The sequence below is a fragment of the Flavobacterium franklandianum genome (assembly GCF_007097365.1).
GTDB lineage: Bacteria > Bacteroidota > Bacteroidia > Flavobacteriales > Flavobacteriaceae > Flavobacterium > Flavobacterium franklandianum.
The window spans coordinates 86,881-110,695 of record NZ_VJZR01000008.1 but is presented as its reverse complement, the minus strand read 5'-3'; the positions used below and the strand labels follow the sequence as shown (position 1 = coordinate 110,695).

Sequence of the window (23,815 nt, the reverse complement as noted above, 5' to 3'; positions counted from 1 at the left end):
ACCGGAGTGCCTGCCGTCAACACTATGGAGTTATCCTAAAGTTTTGAGAGAGAATAGTAAGAGGATTTAGTGTCCTCTTTTTTTTTGGAGTAATGTCAACTTGGTTTTTAGGTGTTTTCCTTCACTTTTGGGCATAAAATAACTTACCCTTAAATTAGCTTTTACAGAAATTGGAACTTAGGCTATCGCCAAGATACCAAGCTCGCGGACCGCGGTGATCAAAAACCACTATCCGGTGTAAATTACCTATTTTACAACACGGGAATTTGGGTAAAAAAGGCTTCTTTTTCTAGTTTTCGAGAACTGCAAATGCCGTTTAAATAGCCATATAGATAGATTTTTAGAAAAACTTTGGTATCAAAACTCGGACGACCTTCAGCTTTTACTACTCTTGGAGTAAATCCTATTTTTTCTAAATCGATACTGTTGACAAATCCATCGATAAATCGAACCGGATTGTCTTGGCTGATGGTTTCTTCTAGACTGCTAAGCTAAAGTTGATTGTGAGATATTCCTTGGATGTGTTGCCCCTATAAATGTACAAAATCTTTATTTTTCTTACAAGTATTTTAGTATATTTGTTGGGAGGATTGTAGAGGTTTTTTCACAATCTGACGTTAGCGGACAGTTAATCACATATTCCGAACATAAAATATCATAAATGGAGAAAATAAATATTCTAACAAGTTTAACGGCTGGTAGCGGTTTCTTTTTAAGCTTTCTATTATATAATCATCCTTTAAACATTAATAAAAACGCAAATAGATGGCTTAGTATATTTATATTTTTTTTAAGTTTATCAATATTAGAAATTTCGTTGGTTTACGAAAATTTTAACGTACACTTTCCGTATTATTTTGAATTAATTGGTATCAGTAGATATTTGGTTGCACCTTTGCTGTATATATCAATTTTTTGCTTTACTTCGCTTGAACAAAGATTTAATCGTTTACATCTCTACTCTTTTCTGCCTTTTTTAATTATTTTAATTTTTAGAATACCATACTTTTTAACTGGAAAAAATTTAGAATTTGAACCAATAATTGAAAAAATTGTTTTTTTAATTCTGCAACTTCTTCTTCCAATACAAGCAATTCTCTATTGGACACTTTCTTTTCTACGCCTACGATTACATACGGAGAATATTGGTAAAGTAGAATCATCAACAGAAAAAATCAATCTTAAGTGGTTAAATTATTTTTTGCTTATAATCTTATTGATCATTGTAATATGGTTTAACTTAATATTTTTTGATATAACATTATTGAAAACATACACACCATTACTATACTTATTTAGTATTTTTTTTGTTGGCTATTTCGCATTGCGGCAAAATAAAGTTTACAAATACGGTGAAAACGAAATTAAAAAATTGGATGAAATTGTAACTTCTAGTAACGAGCCAAATAGACAAAAAAGGTTATCAGAAGAGCAAACCTCAGTTTTGAATAATAAATTGATTATACTAATGGAAACCGAAAAATTTTATCTCGAAAATGATTTGAATTTAGTTAAATTAGCAAATAAATTAGATACAACGCCAAATGAAATTTCTTTTGTAATAAATGAATTACATAAGCAAAACTTCAATAATTATGTAAATAAATTTAGAATCATCGAAGCAAAAAAATTACTGCTTTCAGACGAATACTTAAATTTAAATATTGTAGGAATTGCATATCAATCTGGATTTAATTCAAAGACAACTTTTAATACGACGTTCAAAAAAATTGCTGGAATTTCGCCAACGGATTTTTTAAAATTAAATAATCAAAATATTAAATAAATTATGTTCCAAATTACACTTTGGAACATTACTAATTTTTAAATTTCCAATTTTGCACTTTAATAATTTAAAATGTAAGATTTATGACAAATTTAGTTTTTGACAAAAAGAATTTATTTGCAAGAAAAATTGTTACCACGTTAATTTCTGGTTTAACAATTTCTGCGCTTATTTTAGTAATCGGTAATGGTGGAAATATTATTTGGTTTCCGCCAGTAGTAGTTTTTCCACTAGTAGCATTAATACTATTAACATCGTTAGTATTTCCAATTATTTGGCAAAAACTTGAAAATAAACAAAAAATTGATAGCAATAAGACATTTGGGTTGCTTTATTCGTTAGTTAGATTTGTGATTGCAATTAATTTGATAAGTTTTGGATGGAAAAAAATATTTGGCCTTCAGTTTTTAGTTCCATCAGAAATTGCAATACTTCCAATGAATCAGCAATCTGGAGAATGGCTAACTTGGTTTTACTTTGGTTACTCAGACACGTTTGGTGTAATAATCGCAAGTATACAAATTTTTGGATCAATTTTACTTCTGTATAGAAAAACCGTATTAGTAGGTTCACTAACACTATTTTCACTAATGCTTAATTTAACATTGATAAATATATTTTACAAAATGAATTTGGGAGCTTTGTTACAGTCGGTTATATTAACTTTTGGACTTTTATTTCTAATTTTATCTGATTACAAAAAACTAAAACAATTTTTGTATTCATCTGACACAATCTTTCCTTCATTGCAATTTCAAAACATAATAATAAAAAATGTAATTCGAGTTTCAGTGTTAATAGTCTCATTAATTTTCACTATATATTTAAAAACATTATTAAGTAGATAATCATTGATATTTAGAACTAAAAAAAAAATAACCGTCCGATAACAGCTAGGGTTTCGTTGCGTGCGCTGCACGAACAATGAAACCCGTGTTGAACGAAACCGGAGTACCTGCCGTCAACACTATGGAGTTATCCTAAAGTTTTGAGAGAGAATAGTAAGAGGATTTAGTGCCCTCTTTTTTTTGGAGTAATGTCAACTTGGTTTTTAGGTGTTTTCCTTCACTTTTGGGCATAAAATAACTTACCCTTAAATTAGCTTTTACAGAAATTGGAACTTTGGCTATCGCCAAGATACCAAGCTGGCGGACCGCGGTGATCAAAAACCACTATCCGGTGTAAATTACCTATTTTACAACACGGAAATTTGGGTAAAAAAGGCTTCTTTTTCTAGTTTTCGAGAACTGCAAATGCCGTTTAAATAGCCATATAGATAGATTTTTAGAAAAACTTTGGTATCAAAACTCGGACGACCTTCAGCTTTTACTACTCTTGGAGTAAATCCTATTTTTTCTAAATCGATACTGTTGACAAATCCATCGATAAATCGAACCGGATTGTCTTGGCTGATGGTTTCTTCTAGACTGCTAAGCTAAAGTTGATTGTGAGATATTCCTTGGATGTGTTGCCCCTATAAATGTACAAAATCTTTATTTTTCTTACAAGTATTTTAGTATATTTGTTGGGAGGATTGTAGAGGTTTTTTCACAATCTGACGAACAAACAACAAAAACACCAAGAAAAATACATTTTCTTGGTGTTTTTATATCCTATGAACTAGTGTTACTTCAAAATCTGTGCAGCATGAGCTTTCGTTTTTACATCTAAAATCACGTCTTCCAAGTTTCCATTTTCGTCAATGACAAAGGTGGTTCTGTGGATGCCATCGTATTCACGTCCCATAAACTTTTTGGGACCCCAAACTCCAAAAGCTTCAATAACTGATTTATCTTCGTCTGCCAATAAGGGAAACGGAAAATCATATTTTTCTTTGAACTTGGCTTGAGCTTTGGCAGCATCGGCACTCACTCCCAGAAGCGCATAATTATTGGCTTGAAAACGTTCGAAATTGTCTCTCAAGTCACAAGCTTCGGCGGTACAACCTGGTGTGTTTGCTTTTGGATAAAAGAAAACCACTAATTTTTTTCCTTTATAATCGGCTAATTTGTGAGCGTGGCCGTCTTGGTCAATTCCTGAAAAACTGGGAGCTTTGTCGCCTTTTTTTAATGTTGTCATTTGAAGTTAGAGATTAGAAGTTAGAGGTTAGAAGTTTTAAATTGTTGTTGAATTTGATATTGCCATCGTTATTGATATTGTTCTTTTTGCCCCAGATTGCAGTGGAAACCCCGGAGTTTTTGTGGCTAATTTTTTCTTGAAATAGCAAAGCGACCAAAGGAAGCTCTTGCTATTGCTTAGAAAAAAAGCTGCAAAAATGAGGAGTTGAAACGGAAAGCTGGATTAGGCACATTATAAAAATTATAGTAATTTTACAATTCAAATTTAACAAAAAATGACCAAACAAGAACGTGTAACATTTGTTATAAATACGTTAAAAGAATTGTATCCAGAGATTCCAATTCCTTTGAATCATAAGGATCCTTACACGCTGTTGATAGCGGTTTTGCTTTCGGCACAATGCACGGATGTTCGGGTGAACCAAATCACTCCTTTGCTTTTTGCGAAGGCTGACAATCCGTATGATATGATAAAAATGAGTGTTGAGGAAATCAAGGAAATCATTCGTCCTTGTGGCTTGTCGCCAATGAAATCTAAAGGAATTCACGGTTTATCACATATTTTGATTGATAAACACGGTGGCGAAGTGCCACAAAGTTTTGAATATTTAGAAGAATTACCAGCTGTAGGTCACAAAACAGCTAGTGTGGTAATGTCGCAAGCCTTTGGCGTTCCTGCTTTTCCAGTGGATACACACATTCATCGATTGATGTACCGATGGAATTTATCCAACGGAAAAAATGTCGTGCAAACTGAAAAAGATGCAAAACGGCTTTTTCCAGAGGAAATTTGGAATGATTTACACCTTCAAATGATTTGGTACGGACGGGAATATTCACCAGCAAGAGGTTGGGATTTAGAGAAAGATATCATTACCCGAACTGTTGGAAAAAAATCAGTTTTATCAGAATACCACAAAAAAACGTCCCGATAATTTCGGGACGTTTGATTAATTAGCTATAATTTCGAAACATTTATTATTTACATTTAGAACGCTTAGCGCTTTTGAGTAATTTAATAAAAAAGAAATAGTCTCTTTTTTGGGTTTCATTGAATTGGTAACTAATGATTTTTTAGAGTAAATTTTTGCCATATTGTAATAAAGTATTTGTTTAATATTACAACGCAAGAATTTACAATTTAGTATTAATTCGTTAAAATTATTTGATGTTTGTCAATAACTTTTCTCATATTCATCAAAGCGTAACGCATTCTTCCCAAAGCAGTATTGATGCTAACACCTGTCAATTCTGAGATTTCCTTGAAACTCATATCTTGATACATACGCATAATCAAAACTTCTTTTTGATCAGCTGGAAGTTCCTCGATTAGTTTTCGCAAGTCAATTTCTACTTGGTCTTGAATTATCTTGTTTTCTATGGTAAGCGAATTATCAGACATAATCGAAAAAATGGAAAATTCCTCTGTTTCTCTGAACATTGGCATTTTTTTGTTTCTGCGAAAATGGTCAATTATTAGATTGTGAGCAATTCGCATTACCCAAGGTAGGAATTTACCTTCTTCGTTGTAGGATTTTGACTTTAAAGTTCGAATAACTTTAATAAATGTGTCTTGAAAAATATCATTCGAAATATCTCTATCAGATATTTTTGAATAAATAAAACCAAAAATTTTGGATTGATGTCTATTGATTAATACGGTCAAGGCATTTTCATCGCCATCAACGTATTTCTTTACCAATAAAGCGTCTGGAAGTTGAATATCAGCCATAGTAATACATTTTAGTTTAATAAAATTGGAGCAATTTTCTCTAAAAAGTAATTCTATAAAATAGGCTAATGTTTTTTGTGGTTATAAATATTGGTCAAATTTAACTAATAATTATATTAAAACACAAGTAAAAATAATAAAATTAACAGAAAACAGAAAAATCAATTCAACAACCGCATACTTTTTCATCGATAAAACCGTTTTATTAACCCCAAAATCAGAAATTTTAATCCAATTTCAATTTTAAAAAACAACCTCAGAATTTAAAATTTGAGATTATTTCCATACCAATTCTCATTTTAAAAATGATTACTTTTGTGAAAATTCCATTTTTGTATGTCAATTGACCTTTCTACATTAGATCCAAAGAAAAATATAATCATTAAAGGAGCACAAGTTCACAACCTAAAAAATGTGGATGTGTCGATTCCTAGAAACAAATTAGTGGTAATAACCGGGCTTTCGGGCTCTGGAAAATCAAGTTTAGCTTTCGACACTTTGTATGCCGAAGGACAACGCCGTTATGTAGAAAGTTTGTCTTCTTATGCAAGACAGTTTCTTGGAAGATTAGACAAACCAAAGGTAGAATACATCAAAGGAATTGCACCTGCCATTGCCATCGAGCAAAAAGTCAATACGACCAATGCCCGCTCTACCGTTGGGACTTCGACCGAAATTTACGATTATATCAAATTATTATTCGCCAGAGTTGGTCGAACTTTTTCACCCATTTCTGGACAAGAAGTTAAAAAAAATACCGTTTCGGATGTCATTACCGACGTGAAAAACATAGGAATTGACAGCAAATGGTTGCTCCTCGCTCCTATTCATTTGGAACACGGTCGAGCTTTGGAAGACAAATTGAAAGCCTTGCTCAATCAGGGATTTTCGAGAATATTGGTCAATAATGAAACCGTTCGTCTAGATGAAATTGATGGTCATATTTTAGACAATAAAGACATTTTACTTATCATTGATAGAATTGTTGTAAAAGACGAAGAGGAATTTTACAACCGCCTTGCCGATGCGGTGCAAACTGCTTTTTATGAAGGAAAAGGAATTTGTCATTTACAGGAATTAAACACACACAAACGTTTTTCGTACAGTAATAATTTTGAATTGGACGGCATTACTTTTCTGGAACCCAATGTTCATTTGTTCAGTTTCAACAATCCGTATGGTGCTTGTCCGGTTTGCGAAGGCTACGGAAATATTATTGGGATTGACGAAGAATTGGTTATCCCAAATACTTCTTTGTCTGTTTTTGAAAATGCCATTTATCCTTGGCGTGGCGAAAGTATGGGCTGGTTTCGGGACGAATTGGTAAACAACGCTTACAAGTTTGATTTTCCTATCCACAAACCTTTTTTCGAACTTTCCGATGCACAAAAAGATTTAATTTGGACAGGAAATAGCTATTTTCAAGGATTGAATGCCTTCTTCAAAGAACTAGAAGAAAAAAATTATAAAATCCAAAATCGAGTGATGCTTTCGCGTTATCGTGGAAAAACCAAATGTCATTCCTGCAAAGGAAAACGCTTGCGAATTGAAGCTTCTTATGTAAAAATCAATTCCAAAACCGTTTCAGATTTGGTTGATTTACCGATTAAACACTTGGTCACTTTTTTCGAAAAAATCGATTTGGATGTTTATGAAAAACAAATTGCCAAACGATTATTATTGGAAATCAACAACCGCTTGTCGTTTTTGACCGAAGTTGGTTTGGATTATTTGACTTTAAATAGAAACTCGGCAACCCTTTCCGGCGGCGAATCACAGCGTATCAATTTGGCGACTTCATTAGGAAGTAGTTTGGTTGGTTCGATGTATATTTTAGATGAGCCAAGTATTGGTTTGCACCCAAAAGACACCGAACGTTTAATCAAAGTTTTGCAATCTTTGCGTGATTTAGGAAACACCGTTATCGTGGTCGAACACGACGAAGACATTATGAAAGCTGCCGATATGATTATAGATATTGGTCCCGAAGCAGGAACTTTTGGTGGCGAATTGGTCGCTCAAGGCACTTTCGACGAAATCTTGAAATCAACTTCTTTAACAGCAAAATACCTCAACGGAGAATTAGAAATAAAAACACCTCGAATTAGACGAAAATGGAGCAATTACATTGAAATTTTAGGCGCAAGAGAAAATAATTTACAAAATATAGACGTCAAATTTCCTTTGGAATGTTTGACTGTGATTACCGGAGTTTCAGGAAGCGGAAAAAGTACTTTGGTCAAAAAAATCCTATTTCCCGCGATGCAGAAAAAGTTGGATGGCGTAGGCGAAAAAGCGGGACAATTTACCGAAATGCGTGGCTATTACCACAAAATTCAGCATATCGAATACGTCGATCAAAACCCGATTGGAAGAAGTTCGCGTTCGAATCCTGTGACTTATATCAAAGCCTATGATGATATTCGGGAATTGTTTGCCAAAGAAAAGCTGTCGAAAATTCGAGGATATCAAGCCAAACATTTTTCGTTTAACGTAGATGGTGGTCGTTGCGAAACCTGCAAAGGCGAAGGAACAATCAATGTCGAAATGGTTTTTATGGCCGATGTACAATTGCATTGTGAAACCTGCAACGGCAAACGATTCAAAAAAGAAGTTTTGGAAGTCACATTCGACGGAAAGAACATTCACGATATTCTGACGATGACTGTTGATGATTCTATTGCTTTTTTTACCGCCAACAAACAGACTAAAATCATCCAAAAATTGCAACCGCTACAAGATGTTGGTTTGGGTTATGTACAATTGGGACAATCTTCTTCTACCCTTTCTGGCGGCGAAGCCCAACGTATCAAACTGGCTTCGTTCCTGGTTAAAGGAGCTACCAAAGAAAAAGCACTTTTTGTCTTTGACGAACCTACAACCGGATTGCATTTTCACGACATCAAAAAACTCTTGGCTTCGTTTGAGGCACTGATTGACAAAGGACATTCGATATTGGTGATTGAACATAATTTGGATTTAATAAAATGTGCCGACTGGATTATCGATTTAGGTCCCGAAGGTGGCGAAAATGGTGGCCAATTACTCGCCGAAGGAACTCCTGAAGATATCGTAAAAATGAAAAAATCGGTTACAGCAAAATATTTAAAAGAGAAATTATAAGAATTTGAAGTCTTTTTTTTTGCAATTCATTTAAAGTAAGAAAAACACAGTTACAACATTGAATTTTACAATAAATAAGCGTAATTATGTAAAATATTAAGTAGTATTTTTTTCAACTTTGTAAGTTGAACAAGACCTCCGATTCTATTACTGCCGATGGAATCTAAAAGTGTTTTATTTGCGTATGAATCTAAAACTAATTCATCTTCTAAAAAAAACACTGCGAGTGCTACTTTGGTGCGTCGCTTGGATAATAGCGCTTTTACTACTTCTTGTTGTTTTAATTCAGATTCCCGCTGTTCAAAATTATGCTAAAGACAAAGCCGTTTCTTATTTGCAAAACAAAATCAAAACCAGGGTTTCTTTAGACCGAATTGCCGTTAATTTTCCAAAGGAAATTGTTTTGGAAGGGTTTTATTTTGAAGATCAAAAAAAAGATACTTTATTAATTGGCAAACGATTAGAAGCTGATATTGATTTATTTAAACTCCTAAGCAGTGAATTGGAAATTAATTCGGTTTCTCTCCAAAATACTTTAGCAAATATCTACAGAAACAAGGACGGCGTTTTCAATTTCGATTATATTATCAAGGCCTTTGAATCCAAAGAACCAGTAGATCCAAATAGTAAGCCTTTTAAAGTATCTGTCGAAAATATCAATCTCGAAAACGTCAATTTTAGTTTCAAGGATGATTTTTCCAAAAATGATCTTCGCGTACAACTAGTCCACTTTGACACCAAATTCAAGAAGTTTGATTTAGACAAAATGGATTTTGATGTCCCTAATATCAATTTGGATGGTTTAAAATTAGTTTTGAATCAGGATATTGTTGAAAAAATTGCCGAAGTGACCATAAAAACCTTGGATACGATTTCGAAGAGAAAAGATTTCAGTTTAAAGCTAGGCAAAATCAGTTTTTCGAAAATAGATGTTTCTTATGATAACAAGGATTCCAAATTAGGTTCGGGAATCAATTTAGGAAATTTGGAGTTATCCGTCAACGAAATTGATTTGAACAAACAATTATTGGATTTTGATACTTTTGAATTGAAAAATCTAAAAGGAAATTTACGATTGGGTGTAAATGACAAACAACTTATAACACCCAATTTAGATTCGACAACAATCAAACAAACTGGATGGAAAGTAAAATTGAACGCTGTCGATTTGCAAAATATAGCTTTCAAGTATGATGATATGCAATCAAAACCCATCGCAAAAGGAATTGATTACAGTCACCTCGATTTGGATAAATTTAATGTTAAAGCTGAAAAAATATATTATTCGAATGATACCATTTCTGGAAACATAAAATCGCTTACTGGAATTGAAAAAAGTGGTTTGCAAATTCAGTCCTTCAAAACGGATTTTTTCTATGGTCCAAAAAATGCATATTTGAATAATTTGTATTTAAAAACACCACAAACACTGCTGCAAAATAATATTAAAGTAGCTTATCCATCGATAGCTGCCATTCAAAAAAACATTGAAAATCTTAGTTTGAACGCCAATTTAAATCAATCAAAAGTTGGGTTTAAGGATGTTTTGCTGTTTGCTCCCTATTTGCAAAAAGAAGAACTGTTTAAAAACAATCCCAATGCGGTTTTGTATTTGAATACCCGTTTGAACGGAAAAATAAAAAACCTGAATATTCCGCTTTTTGAAATGAGTGGCATTGGAAACACACAAGTTTCGATGTCTGGAAAAATTACAGGACTTCCAGATGTGCAAAAAGCGTATTACGATTTGGACATAAAGAAATTTTCGAGCACCGCCAAAGACGCACTTTCGTTTGTGCCGGCAGGAACAATTCCAAAGACTATTCAATTGCCTTCGCAGTTTAATATGAGCGGGAAATTTAAAGGTTCGGTTCAGAATTTCAAGACCAATTTGGCTTTAAACAGCAACTTTGGAAATGCCAAAATCGATGGTTCGTTTGATCAACGTATTAAAAATCAAGAGAAATACGAAGCAACAGTGTATTTGCTAGATTTTGATTTAGGCCGCTTCATAAAAAATGATTCATTAGGAAAAATTACGATTAAAACAAAAGTAAAAGGCAAAGGATTAGACCCAAAAACGGCTCAGGCGGAATTGGATGGAATTGTTCAAAAAGCAGTTTTCAATAAATATACGTATCACGATTTAGCCTTAAAAGGAAATATCAAAAACGGATTATTTGATTTAAAATCTGCAATGAAAGACCCGAATTTGAGCTTTGATTTGGTTGCCAACGGAAATGCGAAAGACAAATATCCATCGGTCAAATTAAAATTAAATCTGGATATTGCCGATCTTCAAAAACTGAATCTTCACGCCGGTCCAATGAAATTGCGAGGAAATATCGATGCAGATATTGCCAATAGTAACCCTGATTTTTTAAACGGCGAAGTTTTCCTTTCGAATATCCAAATTTTGCAGGAAACTGATCCGATAGTTTTGGATTCCATCAAAATTGTGGCTTTCGCCAACACTAAAAAAAATAACATTAAGATAAATTCGCAATTTCTGAAAGCCGAAGTTGATGGAAAATTCAAGCTGACCACTTTGGCAGCAGCCGTCAAAAAGTCATTGTCGAAATATATAGATTTAGGAAAACCAAAAAACAATGTAGCGCAAGACGAACAAAGATTAACTTTTAATTTGTCTGTTGATAACGATCCGATTCTTTTTAAATTGATTCCAAAACTAACAGGTTTGGAACCTATTCACATTACAGGAAAATATAATAATGTTGCCGATTCATTGGAAGTAAAAGGAACGATTCCGAGAATTGTGTATGACAACAACACCATTTCCGATGGAAAAATAAATATAGAATCCAAAGGAAACACTTTGGAATATCAAGTTTCCGTCGCCACTATCGAAAGCGGAGAAATTAAAATTCCATTTACGAGTTTATCCGGAAAAGTTGAGAATAATATTGTGACTTATGCACTTGAAGTAAATGATACAGGCAAGAAACAACAGTATTTTATTGCCGGCGAATGGCTACGTGACAAGTCGAAAAACACACTAAAAATTGATGCTAAAAATTTTGTCCTCAATTACGACAAATGGAATATCAATACCGAAAATGCAATTGAATTTAGCGATAAAAGGCTTTACATCAATAAATTTTATTTGGAACATTCTGGAAATGAACTAAAAATTCAATCGTTAGGCAATCAAAATAATGCGCCATTGAAGGTTGATTTTGTAAACTTCAAAATTGAGACGATTTTGAATATGGTCAAAAAAGACAAATTGTTGATGCAAGGTTTGATAAACGGCTCCGCATTGGTGGAAAACGCGATGACAAACCCAACATTTACCTCGGATTTAAAAATAGATAAATTTACTTTCAAAGGAGAACCTGTTGGCGACATTGCTATAAAAGTAGACAACAAAACTACTAATGTATTGGCTGCCGATGTTGTGCTTAGCGGAGAAGGAAATGACGTAAATCTCTTTGGAGCCTATAAAATTAACGACGGTTCTTTCGACCTTAATTTAGATTTAAAAAAGTTAAATATCAAAAGCATCCAAGGGTTCAGTATGGATCATATTACGGAAGGAACTGGCTATTTGTCGGGGAATTTCAAGATTACTGGAAATACCGATGCACCAAAATTAAATGGCGAATTAAACTTTAATGATGCTGGTTTCAGAACCACAGAACTCAACTCTTATTTTAAAATCACGGATGAAAAAATCAAGTTTGAGAATGAAATAATTGCCTTTGATAAATTTACTTTATACGACGAAAACAACAATGAATTGACCGTAAGCGGAACCATCAAATCAGCTGATTTCAGGAATTTTGACTTCGGGCTAACCCTTGTTGCCAATGACTTTAGAGCGATTCACTCAAAAGCTACCGACAATGATTTGTTTTATGGCGATTTAATTTTAGACTCTAAATTAAACATCCAAGGAACTATTGATAATCCCATTGTTGGAGGAACTATTAAAATAAAAGAGGAAACCAAATTCACCATTGTCTTACCACAATCCGATCCTTCCATCGCCGACAGGGAAGGAATTGTCGAGTTTGTAAATGAGGATGATTTGTATCTGAAACAAACGGCTTCGATGGAGAAAAAACTCAATCAATCCGCCTTAATCGGTATGGATGTTAGTGTTGCCATTTCGATTGATAATGAAGCCGAACTTACTTTGGTTATCGACAAAGGAAATGGAGATTACCTGAACCTTAAAGGCGAGGCCCAACTTACAGGAGGCATTGATCCATCCGGAAAAACGACTTTGACCGGTAAATATGAATTTTCGGAAGGTGCTTATGAGATGAATTTCAATATGATTCGACGAAAATTCGACATTCAAAAAGGAAGTTATATTGTTTGGAATGGCGAACCCACAATGGCGAATTTGAACATCAAGGCGATTTATAAAGTGAACACTGCGCCAATTGATTTGCTTGGAAATCAGTTAGGAACTGTAAGTCCAACCGTTAAAAACACCTACAAACAGAAAATTCCGTTTCAAGCTATTTTAAAAATGGATGGCGAATTAATGAAACCCGAAATTACCTTTGACATTATTCTTCCTGATGGAAATTATGGAGTTTCGTCAGATATTGTTTCGGCTTCTCAAACCAAGTTGGAACAATTGCGACAAGAACCGGCCGAATTGAACAAGCAAGTTTTTGCCCTTTTATTGTTGAATCGTTTTATTGGCGAAAATCCTTTTGCCAGCGAAAGCGGCGGAACCAATGCCGAATCCTTGGCTAGACAAAGTGTGAGCAAAATTCTTTCGCAACAATTGAATGATCTTGCTGGAGATTTAATTGCTGGAGTCCAGTTTGAATTTGATTTAGAATCAACCGAAGATTATACTTCTGGAACGCTGCAAAATAGAACCGATTTGAATGTTGGCATTTCTAAAAAACTATTTGATGATCGAATAAAAGTAACCGTTGGAAGCAATTTTGGTGTGGAAGGTCAAGAACGTGCGAACGAAGATGTTTCCAATATTGCAGGCGATGTTGCGCTAGATTATCAACTCACAAAAGACGGTCGCTATAGGATTCGCGCCTATCGAAAAAACGAATATCAGGTGGCCATCGCCGGACAGGTTGTCGAGACTGGAGTTGCCTTTATTCTTACGATGAGTTACAATAAATTCCGAGAATTGTATCATCGAAGTGAGACAGATAAAGCGATGATCGAGAAAGAAAAAGTTCTCAAGGAAAAAGTAAAGCTCAAAAAACAAGAAAAAGATAACAAACTATGAAAACTAAATATATAAAATATTTTATAGCATTATCCTTGTTTTTTGCTTTTGGATGCAGCAACACTAAATATTTGCCCGATGGCGATTTATTGTTTACAGGAAGTTCCGTAACCGTCAAAGATTCAGTCCTAAAAAAGAAAGAAAAGAAAGCATTAGAGAACGAATTGGAAACTTTACTGCGACCAAAACCCAATAAAAAAATATTTGGATTACGTCCTAAACTATTGATTTATAATTTGGCTGGCGAACCAAAAAAAGAAAAAGGAATTCGCCATTGGTTAAGGACTAAAGTGGGTGAAGCGCCAGTATTATTCAGCAAAGTCGATTTAGATTATAACGTGGCTGTTTTGAGAAATTTTACGGAAAATAAAGGGTATTTCAAAACTCGTGTTAGCGCCGATTCGACTGCCAAAAACAAAAAAGCAACGGCAGAATATACCATTTGGCCCAAAAGACAATACAAAATAAAAAATGTGCAATTTCCAGCAGATTCTTCTGATTTAGGAAAAGCAATAGCCCAAACCAATCGCCTAACTCTACTCAAAGAAGGCGAACCGTATAATTTGGAAGTGATAAAACTCGAGCGAGAACGCATCGATGCTAGACTCAAGGAAAAAGGGTATTATTATTTTAATCCCGATTATATTTTGGCTCAAGTGGATAGTACCAAAGGAGATTATGAGGTTAATATCAAATTAAAAATAAAAGACGAAACGCCCGAAAAAGCCGCCATTGCTTATAAAATAAACAAGATTGTAGTCTATCCCAATTTTTCGATTTCAAAAGATAGCGTTACTTATAAAAAAGAGGATATTGTTCAGTATAAAGATTTCACAATTATTGATTCAGCGAATACTTTTAAACCCAGAGTTTTTGACCGCGCTTTGTATTTTAAAAAAGGGGATTTATACAACCGAAAAAATCACAATCTTTCCTTGAACCGTTTTGTAAATCTAGGCACATTCAACTTCGTGAAAAATGAATTCAAGGTTTCGGATAGTTTGAAAAATACTTTGGATGCTTATTATTATTTGACGCTTTTGCCTAAAAAGTTTATCCGTGTCGAAGTGTTAGGAAAAACCAATTCAGCAGGATTTACAGGTTCTGAAATTAATGTAAACTGGAACAACCGAAACGTATTTCGTGGTGCAGAATTGCTGACTGTTTCCGTATTTGGCGGAGCCGATTTTCAACTTTCGGGCGAAAATAAAGGGCAAAATATTTATAAACTGGGAACAGAAACGAGTTTGACTTGGCCAAGATTGATTACACCTTTTACTATCGAAAGTGACCAAGAATTTGTCCCAAGAACCAAAGCTACTGTGCGCTATGAATACCAAAACAGGACACAACTTTACGCTTTGAATTCCTTTAAAACATCGTTTGGATACATCTGGAAAAGCAATATCCGAAAAGAACATCAATTGAATGTTGTCGATATTACTTATGTGAGTCCGAATAATGTTACAGCAGAATATCAAGCGGATATTGATGCCGATGCTGCTTTGGGAAAAGTAATCGAAAAACAATTGATTTTTGGCCCAACCTATTCCTATACTTTCACGAATACGATGCAAAAACGTAAAAAAAATACTTTCTATTTTAATACAGAAGTGGATTTGGCTGGAAATATCACTGGTTTATTGAAGGGAGCAAATGCAAAACAAGGCGATACCATAAAAATATTTGATGTTCCGTTTAGCCAATATGTAAAAATAAAAGCAGATTTTAGGCATTATTTAAAACTAGGAAAAGAAGGTGAATTGGCAAGCCGAATCATTCTTGGTGCCGGTTTTGCCTATGGAAATTCGATTACATTGCCTACAACCAAGCAATTTGTCGTGGGTGGAACCAATAGTATTCGTGCCTTTAGAGCAAGATCACTCGGACCTGGAAGTTACCAAGCACCACTAACTTCTAACTCCTTTTTGCCAGATCAATCGGCTGATTTAAAATTAGAATTCAACACCGAATACCGAGCGAAAATTTATGGTTTAATGAAAGGTGCTTTATTTGTAGATGCCGGAAACATTTGGCTCTTGAATGCCGATCCAGACAAAGCTGGAGCAGAAATTTCGAAAGATTTTATGAAGGAAATAGCCGTTGGAGCTGGTGCTGGATTGCGTTTCGATTTTTCTTTTTTAATCTTGAGAACCGATTTGGCATTTCCGCTAAGAAAGCCTTATTTGACAGAGGGACAAAGATGGGTGATTGATGACATTGATTTTGGAAATGGCTCTTGGAGAAAAGAAAACCTGATATTCAATATTGCGATTGGGTATCCGTTTTAGGGTGGTTTGAATGTGAGTTATGGGAAATATTTGAGGGAGAAGTTGTGGTAAAATCATTTTGAAGAACTAAATTATCTTAACAAACCCGACATCTTTTATCACGAAATTTAACCCTTTCAACTTATTTTTTATTCTTTTTAATAGACTGTTTCACTAGACTTAGAATATATTCTAAATTATCATCTGAATCAATTTGTAATTCATACTCTCCATTTCCCCAATGCCCTGTAGCTGAAACATCTCTTGTTAAACCTTTTGTGTCTTCAAGTTCTCCTTTGTTCATATTAATCCACATTTTCAAAGCTTTTTTTTGCGGATGAATATCAATCACGTTTCTACCAGAGACAAAAGCTATATATTTTTTCTTTGGTTTTACTTCTAGATTATCAAGATTTAATATTCCATTTTTTAACTTATCATAAAGTTCTTTAATCTCCTCAGAAACATTGTCTAAATGTTCTTGCTCTGTATAAACTTTAATTTCTTTAGCAACATTATCTATTGTAATGTCGGTTTTAGAAATAGTTTTAATACTTTCTTGAGCACCTGCTTTTTGGATGTGCTCAAATGAAACTGTATTGTTTTCAAATCTTTTAATTTCCCATAATTCAATTGGCAAATCTTTGAAATTTATAGCTTCTCTTTGATAATTTGTAAAAGATGGTGATATGAATAAAACTCTTGATTGTGACCAATCAACGTCGTTCCTTTTTAAGGTTTTATCAAGATTTTCATTGAATTCTAAAATAAAATCAGCTTTATTATTTAACATTAAAGACAAATATGCATATCCTTGGTCAATTACACTGAAATTTTTATCTCTTTTATACTCAATAATTACAAAAGCATTTGCTTCTTTATCAAAAGCTAAAGTATCAATCCTAAAATTATTTAGAGAAAACTCAGATTTTACAAAATCCAAACCCAATATAGTTTTTAAATTACGTTCCGTTAATTCTTGAATTTCTTTCTCTAACTTAAAAGGATTCTCTTTAATATATGTTAGATCTTTTTCAATTTTATATAGAGCCATTTTATTATTTTTTATATTAGAATTTAAAAAATGATACCTAAAAAATAATTGAAATTTACAAACTTTTGAAATTTCATATTCCAATTTTATTCTCTTCCAAATATATAAACAATTTATTACAAACTCTGAAAAAAATTGATTTAAAGAATAAAATTTTAATATCGGATAGTAAAAAAATTGTATTTATCCGATATTAATTGTAATTTTGTTGGGTTATGTGGAAAATAGATTTAGGATATAGAACAGAGTTTCAATCAACCTTCGAGAGATTGTACAAAAAAAAGCAAGATTTGCAAGCCAGCAGACCTTTGCCCAACATCGCTTTGAACAAAATTAGAGAAAGTTTATCTATAGAATGGACTTATAATTCGAATAGTATCGAAGGGAATTCTTTAACGTTACGAGAAACTCAAATGGTGCTTCAAGAAGGGATTACAGTAAAAGGAAAATCTTTGCGAGAACATTTTGAAACGTACAATCACGACAAAGCCATAGATTATTTATTTTCGATAATTAATGATGATTATGTTTTGCGAAGTATTGACATTCTTTCTTTACATAGCCTAGTTTTACGTTCCATCGAAGAGGATTTTGCAGGACGTTTACGCAATGGTGGTGTTCGTATTTCTGGCGCTAATTTTGTTCCGCCTAACGCCAATAAAGTTTCGGATTTACTGGATGAATTGATTGATTTTATTAATACCAATCCTTTAGGAATGAACGATATAGAATTGGCTGCGGTTTTCCATCATAAAATGGTTTGGATTCATCCTTTCTTTGATGGTAATGGTAGAACAGTTCGACTGGCAATGAATTTATTGTTGATGCGTTGTGGTTTTCCACCCGCTATTATTCTCAAAAATGATAGAAAAAAATACTATGAAGCACTCAATCAAGCCAATAATGGCAATTATCAAAAACTAATGCTTTTGATGTGTCAAGCCTTGGAACGCAGCTTAAATATTTATTTGAATGCGATGCCTGACAACGATAATGATTTTCAAAAAATTTCAGATATTGTCAGTGAGCCAAGCAGCCCTTACGGTCAAGAATACGTAAGTTTATTGGCTCGAACAGGAAAAATTGATGCTTACAAAGAAGGTCGGAATTGGTACACTACCAAAGAAGCTGTTGCCAATTATATCGAAAATAGACAAAGAAAACGCTAGCTTTGAGTTAGCGTTTTTTTTGTGGTTATCTCAACTATTTTGGTCTTGCCATTGACTGTTTTGTTGCATACGAGATTGTTTTGCTTCTTGAAGCAAACCATTTTAAAAAAATCATCACGAACTTACAATCAAAATTTATTTATATCTTTCAACCTGAAAATTATAATATGATAAAAAAATATCTTTACATACTAGTCACACTGATTATTGCGTCGTGTTCCAAATCTATTGATAAAAAGGAAGTAATCAGTAAAATATCAAAAGACAATCTTGAGGTTAAACGTGTTGATTTAATCCAAGAATCTAATTATTACAATGTCATTACTGATATAGAAAATTCTGTTAATTCTTCAAAAGAGGCTTGGCAAAATGCGCCGGAACTAAACAAATTACACCGATTACTAATAATTGATGAAGTAAGTAAAAAGTATTTAAAAAAACTAAAAGAGGGTAAGTATTTGAATGATGATAAAGTAATTGCTTATCAATTTACAAAAATGAATAAATCTAAAAAGTTTATAGGATATGCTGTTATTCTATTTCACGAACAAAATCAACATACCCTATTTTACGAAATTTATCCAGCTCCCTATGATTATTTTCCTAGAGGTGGTGTGAAACAATTGATAAACAAAGGACTTGTTAAAGAAATAAACGAAATCGAAGCGGAATATAATAAAAAAAACACCGTTAAACTGAATAATCAATAAGATGCGTGTTTATCATTTAGTTTTTTCCCCTACAAAATAATCATTCGAATTTTTGAACAACACATTAAATGTGGTCAAACTGCCGTAAATTCTGGTGATGTATTGCTGCAAATCAATTTTCTCGGCTTCGTCAAGATTGCTCGCATTAATCTTTTGTTCCATCACTCGTATTCTATCGCGAACCATCGTGATTTTATGAAAAAAAGTGTCAATCAGAACTTCCTTGTTTTGCGTGGCAGTTCCTGGTTCTAAAATGATTTTGCCACCTTTCCATTTGTCGGCGATGGGAACTATTTGGGAAACATCGCTCCATTTTTGTAGTAGATTTTTTAAAGATTTTTCTACATCGTGAAAACTAACCGAATCAACTTCTCCCTCAACAGCTTCAATAATGTCAAATTCACTATCAATTTCGATAGTTTCCAATCCGCTTTCAATAAAAGTAACCCAATAATGCTTTGAAGTTACATTCGTAACAACTCCAAGTCCCAATTCTGGGTGTTTTATGCGTGAGCCAATTCCTAAAATATTCATCTTTCTATTTTTTATTCAAATATAAAAATTTTATCTAATTCAAAGATTACAATTAGTTTATATTCAAAACATAACTTGGTTAAACAAATACATCAGTTTTTATCCGCGTTTTCGCGATAGCTAATCGGCTGTATCTGCGTCCAATTTTATATGTAATTTTAATATAAACTTCCGTGCTGTTGTAATGAAAGAATAAATCAAAATGGTAACTTTGCGTTTTGCCAAAATTTATGCTAGAAAACGATAACAACATTGAAGTATTGGGTGCGCGAGTACACAATCTAAAAAATATAGATGTAAAAATCCCAAGAGAGAAACTGGTCGTGATTACCGGACTTTCGGGTTCAGGAAAATCATCCTTGGCTTTCGACACGATTTATGCCGAAGGACAACGCCGTTATGTAGAAACTTTTTCGGCTTATGCCAGACAATTTTTGGGTGGTTTGGAACGACCTGATGTGGATAAAATTGATGGGCTTTCGCCCGTTATTGCCATCGAGCAGAAAACGACCAGCAAGAGTCCACGCTCGACCGTTGGAACCATTACCGAAATTTATGACTTCCTACGCTTGCTTTTTGCGCGTGCCGCAGATGCTTATAGCTACAATACGGGTGAAAAAATGGTTTCCTATGATGACGAGCAAATCAAAGAGTTAATTACCCAAGATTTTGCAGGTAAACGTATCAATATTTTGGCTCCCGTTATTCGTGCTAGGAAAGGACATTATGCCGAATTATTCCAGCAAATTGCCAAACAAGGTTTCCTAAAAGTCCGTATTAATGGCGATATCAAAGACATCACTACAGGAATGAAACTCGACCGTTACAAAACCCACGACATCGAAATCGTGATAGACAGAATGGTTATCGAAAACACACCAGATAACGAAAAACGCCTGACCGAAAGCATCAAAACAGCGATGTATCACGGCGAAAATGTGTTGATGATTTTAGACCAAGATACCGATGAAATTCGGTTTTTCAGTCGGAATTTAATGTGTCCGACAACCGGAATTTCCTATCAAAATCCGGAACCTAATTTATTCTCGTTCAACTCACCCAAAGGAGCTTGCGATCATTGTAAAGGTTTGGGAACGGTAAATGAAATCAACATAAAGAAAATTATCCCAAATCCAAAATTATCAATAAACAAAGGTGGTTTTGCTCCTTTGGGCGAATATAAAAGCAGCTGGATGTTCAAGCAATTGGAAATCATTGGTGAGAAATTTGATTTCAAATTGACCGATGCTATTGAAAAAATATCCGAGGAAGCTATGGAAATGATTTTGAATGGTGGAAAAGAAAAATTCTCGGTCGAATCGAAAGTTTTGGGCGTAACCAAAGACTACAAAATTGAGTTTGAAGGGATTTCGCATTTCATCAAAAACCAACACGACGAAAGCGGTTCGACCACAATAAAACGTTGGGCAAAGGAATTTATGGATGAAGTCAAATGTCCGGTTTGCGAAGGTTCCAGATTGAAAAAAGAAGCTTTGTTTTTCAAAATCAATGAGAAGAATATTGCCGAATTGTGCAATATGGATATTTCGGATGTGACGGCTTGGTTTCTGGATTTGGACAACCATTTATCCAATAAACAAAAGACGATCGCAACGGAAGTTATTAAGGAAATCAAGGATCGATTGGCTTTCTTGATGAACGTTGGCTTGGATTATTTGGCTTTAAGCCGAAGCTCGAAATCACTTTCTGGAGGAGAAGCACAACGCATTCGATTGGCGACACAAATTGGCTCGCAGTTGGTTGGTGTTCTGTATATTCTGGATGAACCAAGCATTGGTTTGCACCAAAGAGACAACGATAAATTGATTCATTCCTTGGAACAATTGCGTGATATAGGCAACTCGGTTATTGTTGTCGAACACGATAAAGATATGATTCTGCGTGCCGATTATGTGATTGATATTGGTCCAAAAGCAGGAAAACACGGTGGCGAAATCATCAGCAAAGGAACTCCTGCCGAAATTTTGAAAGACCATACTTTGACGGCTTCTTATTTGAACGGTGAAATGGAAATTGAAGTTCCAAAAAAACGTCGTGAAGGCAACGGAAATTTCCTAAAACTAACGGGTGCAACAGGAAACAATTTGAAAAATGTTTCGATAGAATTGCCTTTGGGCAAAATGATTTGTGTAACCGGAGTTTCGGGAAGCGGGAAATCAACTTTGATCAATGAAACCCTCTACCCTATTTTGAATGCCTTTTATTTTAATGGTGTCAAAAAACCAAAACCGTATAAGAAAATTGAGGGTTTGGAATTCATTGACAAAGTGATTGATATTGACCAAAGCCCGATTGGAAGAACACCACGTTCGAATCCTGCCACATACACCGAGGTTTTTACCGAAATTAGAAACCTGTTCACGATGACTTCTGAAAGTATGATTCGGGGGTATAAAGCAGGGCGTTTTAGTTTTAACGTAAAAGGTGGACGATGTGAAACCTGCGAAGGTTCTGGTGTACGAACCATCGAAATGAACTTCTTACCCGATGTTTATGTAGAATGTGAAACCTGTCAAGGGAAACGTTTCAACAGAGAAACTTTGGAGATTCGTTACAAAGGAAAATCCATTTCGGATATTTTGAATATGACTATTGACGAGGCTGTTCCCTTCTTTGAAATGATTCCGAAGATTTATCGAAAGGTCAAAACCCTGCAAGATGTTGGTTTGGGTTATATAACCTTGGGACAACAAAGTACAACACTTTCTGGTGGTGAAGCACAACGTATCAAACTGGCTGGAGAATTAGCTAAAAAAGATACTGGAAATACGTTTTATATATTGGACGAACCTACCACTGGCTTGCATTTCGAAGACATTCGGGTATTGATGGAGGTGATAAAAAAACTGGTCGATAAAGGCAATACGATTTTGATTATCGAACACAATATGGATGTGATCAAACTAGCCGATTACATCATAGACATTGGTCCCGAAGGCGGAAAAGGCGGTGGCGAAGTCGTTGCCAAAGGAACTCCCGAAGAAGTTGCCAAAAATAAGAAAAGCTATACGGCACAATTTTTGAAGAAGGAATTGGTTTAAATATTGAAAAAAAATAACATAAAAAAAGCATCATTATATAACCCATAATGGTGCTTTTTTATTGATAAATTGAGGCTTCCCCTAAGCCCATTCGCTATTTTATAATAAGTACAATCGAATTAAAATAATGCTACGACATCTTAAGAATTACTCTTATTTTATAAAACAGGTTTTTTATTAATTTCAGTGAAATTTAAAGTCTGTATTTCATCGGAATCTGTACTTTCAATTATTTTATCGTTTTCAGCAATAATTCTATCGATTGTTTTACTAGATTTTACAAATAAAACTGGTTCAGGATACAAAAAAACAGAGTCATCAATAAACGAAATTTTCACTTGTTCCTTAATTGATAATGATTTCAAAAAAGTAATAGCTTCATAAGCATTAGATAGCTCAGCATGTTTTAATGCAGTAAATCCTTGACTATCTTTAATGTTACGATCAGCTCCTTTTAGCAATAAATATTTTATAATTTCGACTTTATTATAGCGAGCTGCATACATTAGAGGAGTCATTCCATTAAATTTTTTATCAACATCTGTGCCATCCTCAATAAACTTTTTGACTGTTTCGATTTCCCCTTTACTAATTGCTACTACTAAAGGAGCAGGAGATACATTAAAGTTATTTTGTGTTTTTTGATTACCAATAAAATTAGTATTGGAAGCAAAAGACAAACTAGAAAAAACCATTAAAGTAATTCCTAAATAAATGATTGTTTTTTTCATGGGTATTGTTTTTAAATTGTTATTTTTTATTTATTGATAATATATATAAATCATGTTCAATATCAGCATTTATGCAAAAATTAAATCACTCTTAAATTTATTAAATAAACACTAAAAAGCAATTATTTTGAATATGTCGCAAAACAAAAAGTAAATATTGTCAATTTTTTATCAAATTTACAATTAATTACAACATCAATCCAAGAAAAATAAGAAATAATTCTGCTTAAAATGTATTTTTATTCTTTATTCATTTCAATGTCTATTTCAGGAAAACAAACAATCAATATCAACATAATTACTTGAATTAATATATCTATTTTTGTTAAT

Annotated in this window: 16 protein-coding genes and 2 pseudogenes; 9 read left to right on the top strand and 9 right to left on the bottom strand. The window is 33.7% G+C overall.

Translation table 11 applies throughout. The annotated features are described in order from the left end of the window. Positions 1-154: 154 nt before the first annotated feature. Positions 155-289 (bottom strand): annotated as a pseudogene (locus tag FNW17_RS16830) (IS91 family transposase); the annotation flags it as partial. Continuing rightward, positions 252-338: a hypothetical protein gene (locus FNW17_RS16540; RefSeq protein ID WP_235893270.1), complete on the bottom strand. Its 87-nt coding sequence runs from the start codon at positions 336-338 to the stop codon at positions 252-254. The gene FNW17_RS16540 and the pseudogene FNW17_RS16830, both read right to left, overlap by 38 nt. Before the next feature lie 323 nt (positions 339-661). On the opposite strand from FNW17_RS16540, the gene FNW17_RS10425 reads away from it, so the two are divergent. Both FNW17_RS10425 and FNW17_RS10420 read left to right on the top strand, forming a co-directional pair. Then, a complete protein-coding gene (locus FNW17_RS10425; RefSeq protein ID WP_144071605.1) occupies positions 662-1,786 on the top strand; it encodes a helix-turn-helix domain-containing protein in 1,125 nt (374 codons plus the stop codon). Between the two features lie 83 nt (positions 1,787-1,869). Then, positions 1,870-2,634, top strand: coding sequence for a hypothetical protein (locus FNW17_RS10420; protein ID WP_144071604.1), 765 nt, complete (start codon positions 1,870-1,872; stop codon positions 2,632-2,634). Between the two features lie 250 nt (positions 2,635-2,884). Here the strand turns inward: FNW17_RS10420 and FNW17_RS16825 are convergent. The 3 genes and pseudogenes from FNW17_RS16825 to bcp form a co-directional block, all read right to left on the bottom strand. Continuing rightward, positions 2,885-3,019 (bottom strand): annotated as a pseudogene (locus FNW17_RS16825) (IS91 family transposase); the annotation flags it as partial. Further along, positions 2,982-3,068: a hypothetical protein gene (locus FNW17_RS16535; RefSeq protein ID WP_235893269.1), complete on the bottom strand. Its 87-nt coding sequence runs from the start codon at positions 3,066-3,068 to the stop codon at positions 2,982-2,984. The gene FNW17_RS16535 and the pseudogene FNW17_RS16825, both read right to left, overlap by 38 nt. A 344-nt stretch (positions 3,069-3,412) precedes the next feature. Next, positions 3,413-3,865 carry a thioredoxin-dependent thiol peroxidase gene (bcp, locus tag FNW17_RS10410; RefSeq protein WP_144071603.1) on the bottom strand — a complete coding sequence of 151 codons (453 nt, stop codon included), beginning with the start codon at positions 3,863-3,865 and terminating at the stop codon, positions 3,413-3,415. A 274-nt stretch (positions 3,866-4,139) separates the two neighbouring features. On the opposite strand from bcp, the gene FNW17_RS10405 reads away from it, so the two are divergent. Continuing rightward, on the top strand, positions 4,140-4,799 hold the full coding sequence (locus FNW17_RS10405; protein WP_144071602.1) for an endonuclease III domain-containing protein: 660 nt from the start codon (positions 4,140-4,142) through the stop codon (positions 4,797-4,799). Between the two features lie 212 nt (positions 4,800-5,011). On the opposite strand, the gene FNW17_RS10400 is transcribed toward FNW17_RS10405, so the two are convergent. Beyond that, entirely contained in the window at positions 5,012-5,596 is a 585-nt protein-coding gene (locus tag FNW17_RS10400; protein ID WP_143390555.1) for an RNA polymerase sigma factor, read from the bottom strand. A 336-nt stretch (positions 5,597-5,932) separates the two neighbouring features. Here FNW17_RS10400 and uvrA (FNW17_RS10395) point away from each other — a divergent pair, with 336 nt between their 5' ends. The 3 genes from uvrA (FNW17_RS10395) (at position 5,933) to tamL (ending at position 16,246) form a co-directional block, all read left to right on the top strand. Further along, the gene (uvrA, locus tag FNW17_RS10395) at positions 5,933-8,719 is read left to right on the top strand and encodes an excinuclease ABC subunit UvrA (protein WP_144071601.1); all 2,787 of its coding nucleotides are present in this window, start codon (positions 5,933-5,935) and stop codon (positions 8,717-8,719) included. Between the two features lie 184 nt (positions 8,720-8,903). Continuing rightward, a complete protein-coding gene (locus FNW17_RS10390) occupies positions 8,904-13,955 on the top strand; it encodes a translocation/assembly module TamB domain-containing protein (RefSeq protein WP_144071600.1) in 5,052 nt (1,683 codons plus the stop codon). Further along, entirely contained in the window at positions 13,952-16,246 is a 2,295-nt protein-coding gene (gene tamL / locus FNW17_RS10385; protein ID WP_144071599.1) for a translocation and assembly module lipoprotein TamL, read from the top strand. The genes FNW17_RS10390 and tamL overlap by 4 nt, the downstream gene beginning before the upstream one ends. Positions 16,247-16,367: 121 nt before the next feature. On the opposite strand, the gene FNW17_RS10380 is transcribed toward tamL, so the two are convergent. Continuing rightward, a complete protein-coding gene (locus tag FNW17_RS10380; protein ID WP_143390559.1) occupies positions 16,368-17,279 on the bottom strand; it encodes a DUF5655 domain-containing protein in 912 nt (303 codons plus the stop codon). Positions 17,280-17,494: 215 nt separating this feature from the next. Between FNW17_RS10380 and FNW17_RS10375 the strand changes: the two genes are divergently transcribed. Next, the gene (locus FNW17_RS10375) at positions 17,495-18,448 is read left to right on the top strand and encodes a Fic family protein (protein WP_144071598.1); all 954 of its coding nucleotides are present in this window, start codon (positions 17,495-17,497) and stop codon (positions 18,446-18,448) included. A gap of 167 nt (positions 18,449-18,615) precedes the next feature. Further along, positions 18,616-19,158, top strand: coding sequence for a hypothetical protein (locus FNW17_RS10370; protein WP_144071597.1), 543 nt, complete (start codon positions 18,616-18,618; stop codon positions 19,156-19,158). 12 nt (positions 19,159-19,170) lie between these two features. Here the strand turns inward: FNW17_RS10370 and FNW17_RS10365 are convergent, their stop codons facing one another. Continuing rightward, positions 19,171-19,692 carry a hypothetical protein gene (locus FNW17_RS10365; RefSeq protein WP_144071596.1) on the bottom strand — a complete coding sequence of 174 codons (522 nt, stop codon included), beginning with the start codon at positions 19,690-19,692 and terminating at the stop codon, positions 19,171-19,173. A 230-nt stretch (positions 19,693-19,922) separates the two neighbouring features. Here FNW17_RS10365 and uvrA (FNW17_RS10360) point away from each other — a divergent pair, with 230 nt between their 5' ends. Next, on the top strand, positions 19,923-22,754 hold the full coding sequence (uvrA, locus tag FNW17_RS10360; RefSeq protein ID WP_144071595.1) for an excinuclease ABC subunit UvrA: 2,832 nt from the start codon (positions 19,923-19,925) through the stop codon (positions 22,752-22,754). Positions 22,755-22,912: 158 nt separating this feature from the next. On the opposite strand, the gene FNW17_RS10355 is transcribed toward uvrA (FNW17_RS10360), so the two are convergent. Next, complete coding sequence (locus FNW17_RS10355; protein ID WP_144071594.1) at positions 22,913-23,485, bottom strand: ankyrin repeat domain-containing protein; 573 nt, start codon at positions 23,483-23,485, stop codon at positions 22,913-22,915. Positions 23,486-23,815 lie beyond the last annotated feature (330 nt).

Excerpts from the sequence above, each read along its gene's own strand:
- FNW17_RS10380 (WP_143390559.1), bottom strand. The coding sequence starts at position 17,279 with ATGGCTCTATATAAAATTGAAAAAGATCTAACATATATTAAAGAGAAT.
- FNW17_RS10375 (WP_144071598.1), top strand. The coding sequence starts at position 17,495 with ATGTGGAAAATAGATTTAGGATATAGAACAGAGTTTCAATCAACCTTC.
- FNW17_RS10425 (WP_144071605.1), top strand. The coding sequence starts at position 662 with ATGGAGAAAATAAATATTCTAACAAGTTTAACGGCTGGTAGCGGTTTC.
- bcp (WP_144071603.1), bottom strand. The coding sequence starts at position 3,865 with ATGACAACATTAAAAAAAGGCGACAAAGCTCCCAGTTTTTCAGGAATT.
- tamL (WP_144071599.1), top strand. The coding sequence starts at position 13,952 with ATGAAAACTAAATATATAAAATATTTTATAGCATTATCCTTGTTTTTT.
- uvrA (WP_144071601.1), top strand. The coding sequence starts at position 5,933 with ATGTCAATTGACCTTTCTACATTAGATCCAAAGAAAAATATAATCATT.
- FNW17_RS10365 (WP_144071596.1), bottom strand. The coding sequence starts at position 19,692 with ATGAATATTTTAGGAATTGGCTCACGCATAAAACACCCAGAATTGGGA.
- FNW17_RS10400 (WP_143390555.1), bottom strand. The coding sequence starts at position 5,596 with ATGGCTGATATTCAACTTCCAGACGCTTTATTGGTAAAGAAATACGTT.
- FNW17_RS10370 (WP_144071597.1), top strand. The coding sequence starts at position 18,616 with ATGATAAAAAAATATCTTTACATACTAGTCACACTGATTATTGCGTCG.
- FNW17_RS10390 (WP_144071600.1), top strand. The coding sequence starts at position 8,904 with ATGAATCTAAAACTAATTCATCTTCTAAAAAAAACACTGCGAGTGCTA.
- FNW17_RS10405 (WP_144071602.1), top strand. The coding sequence starts at position 4,140 with ATGACCAAACAAGAACGTGTAACATTTGTTATAAATACGTTAAAAGAA.
- FNW17_RS10355 (WP_144071594.1), bottom strand. The coding sequence starts at position 23,485 with ATGAAAAAAACAATCATTTATTTAGGAATTACTTTAATGGTTTTTTCT.
- FNW17_RS10420 (WP_144071604.1), top strand. The coding sequence starts at position 1,870 with ATGACAAATTTAGTTTTTGACAAAAAGAATTTATTTGCAAGAAAAATT.
- uvrA (WP_144071595.1), top strand. The coding sequence starts at position 19,923 with ATGCTAGAAAACGATAACAACATTGAAGTATTGGGTGCGCGAGTACAC.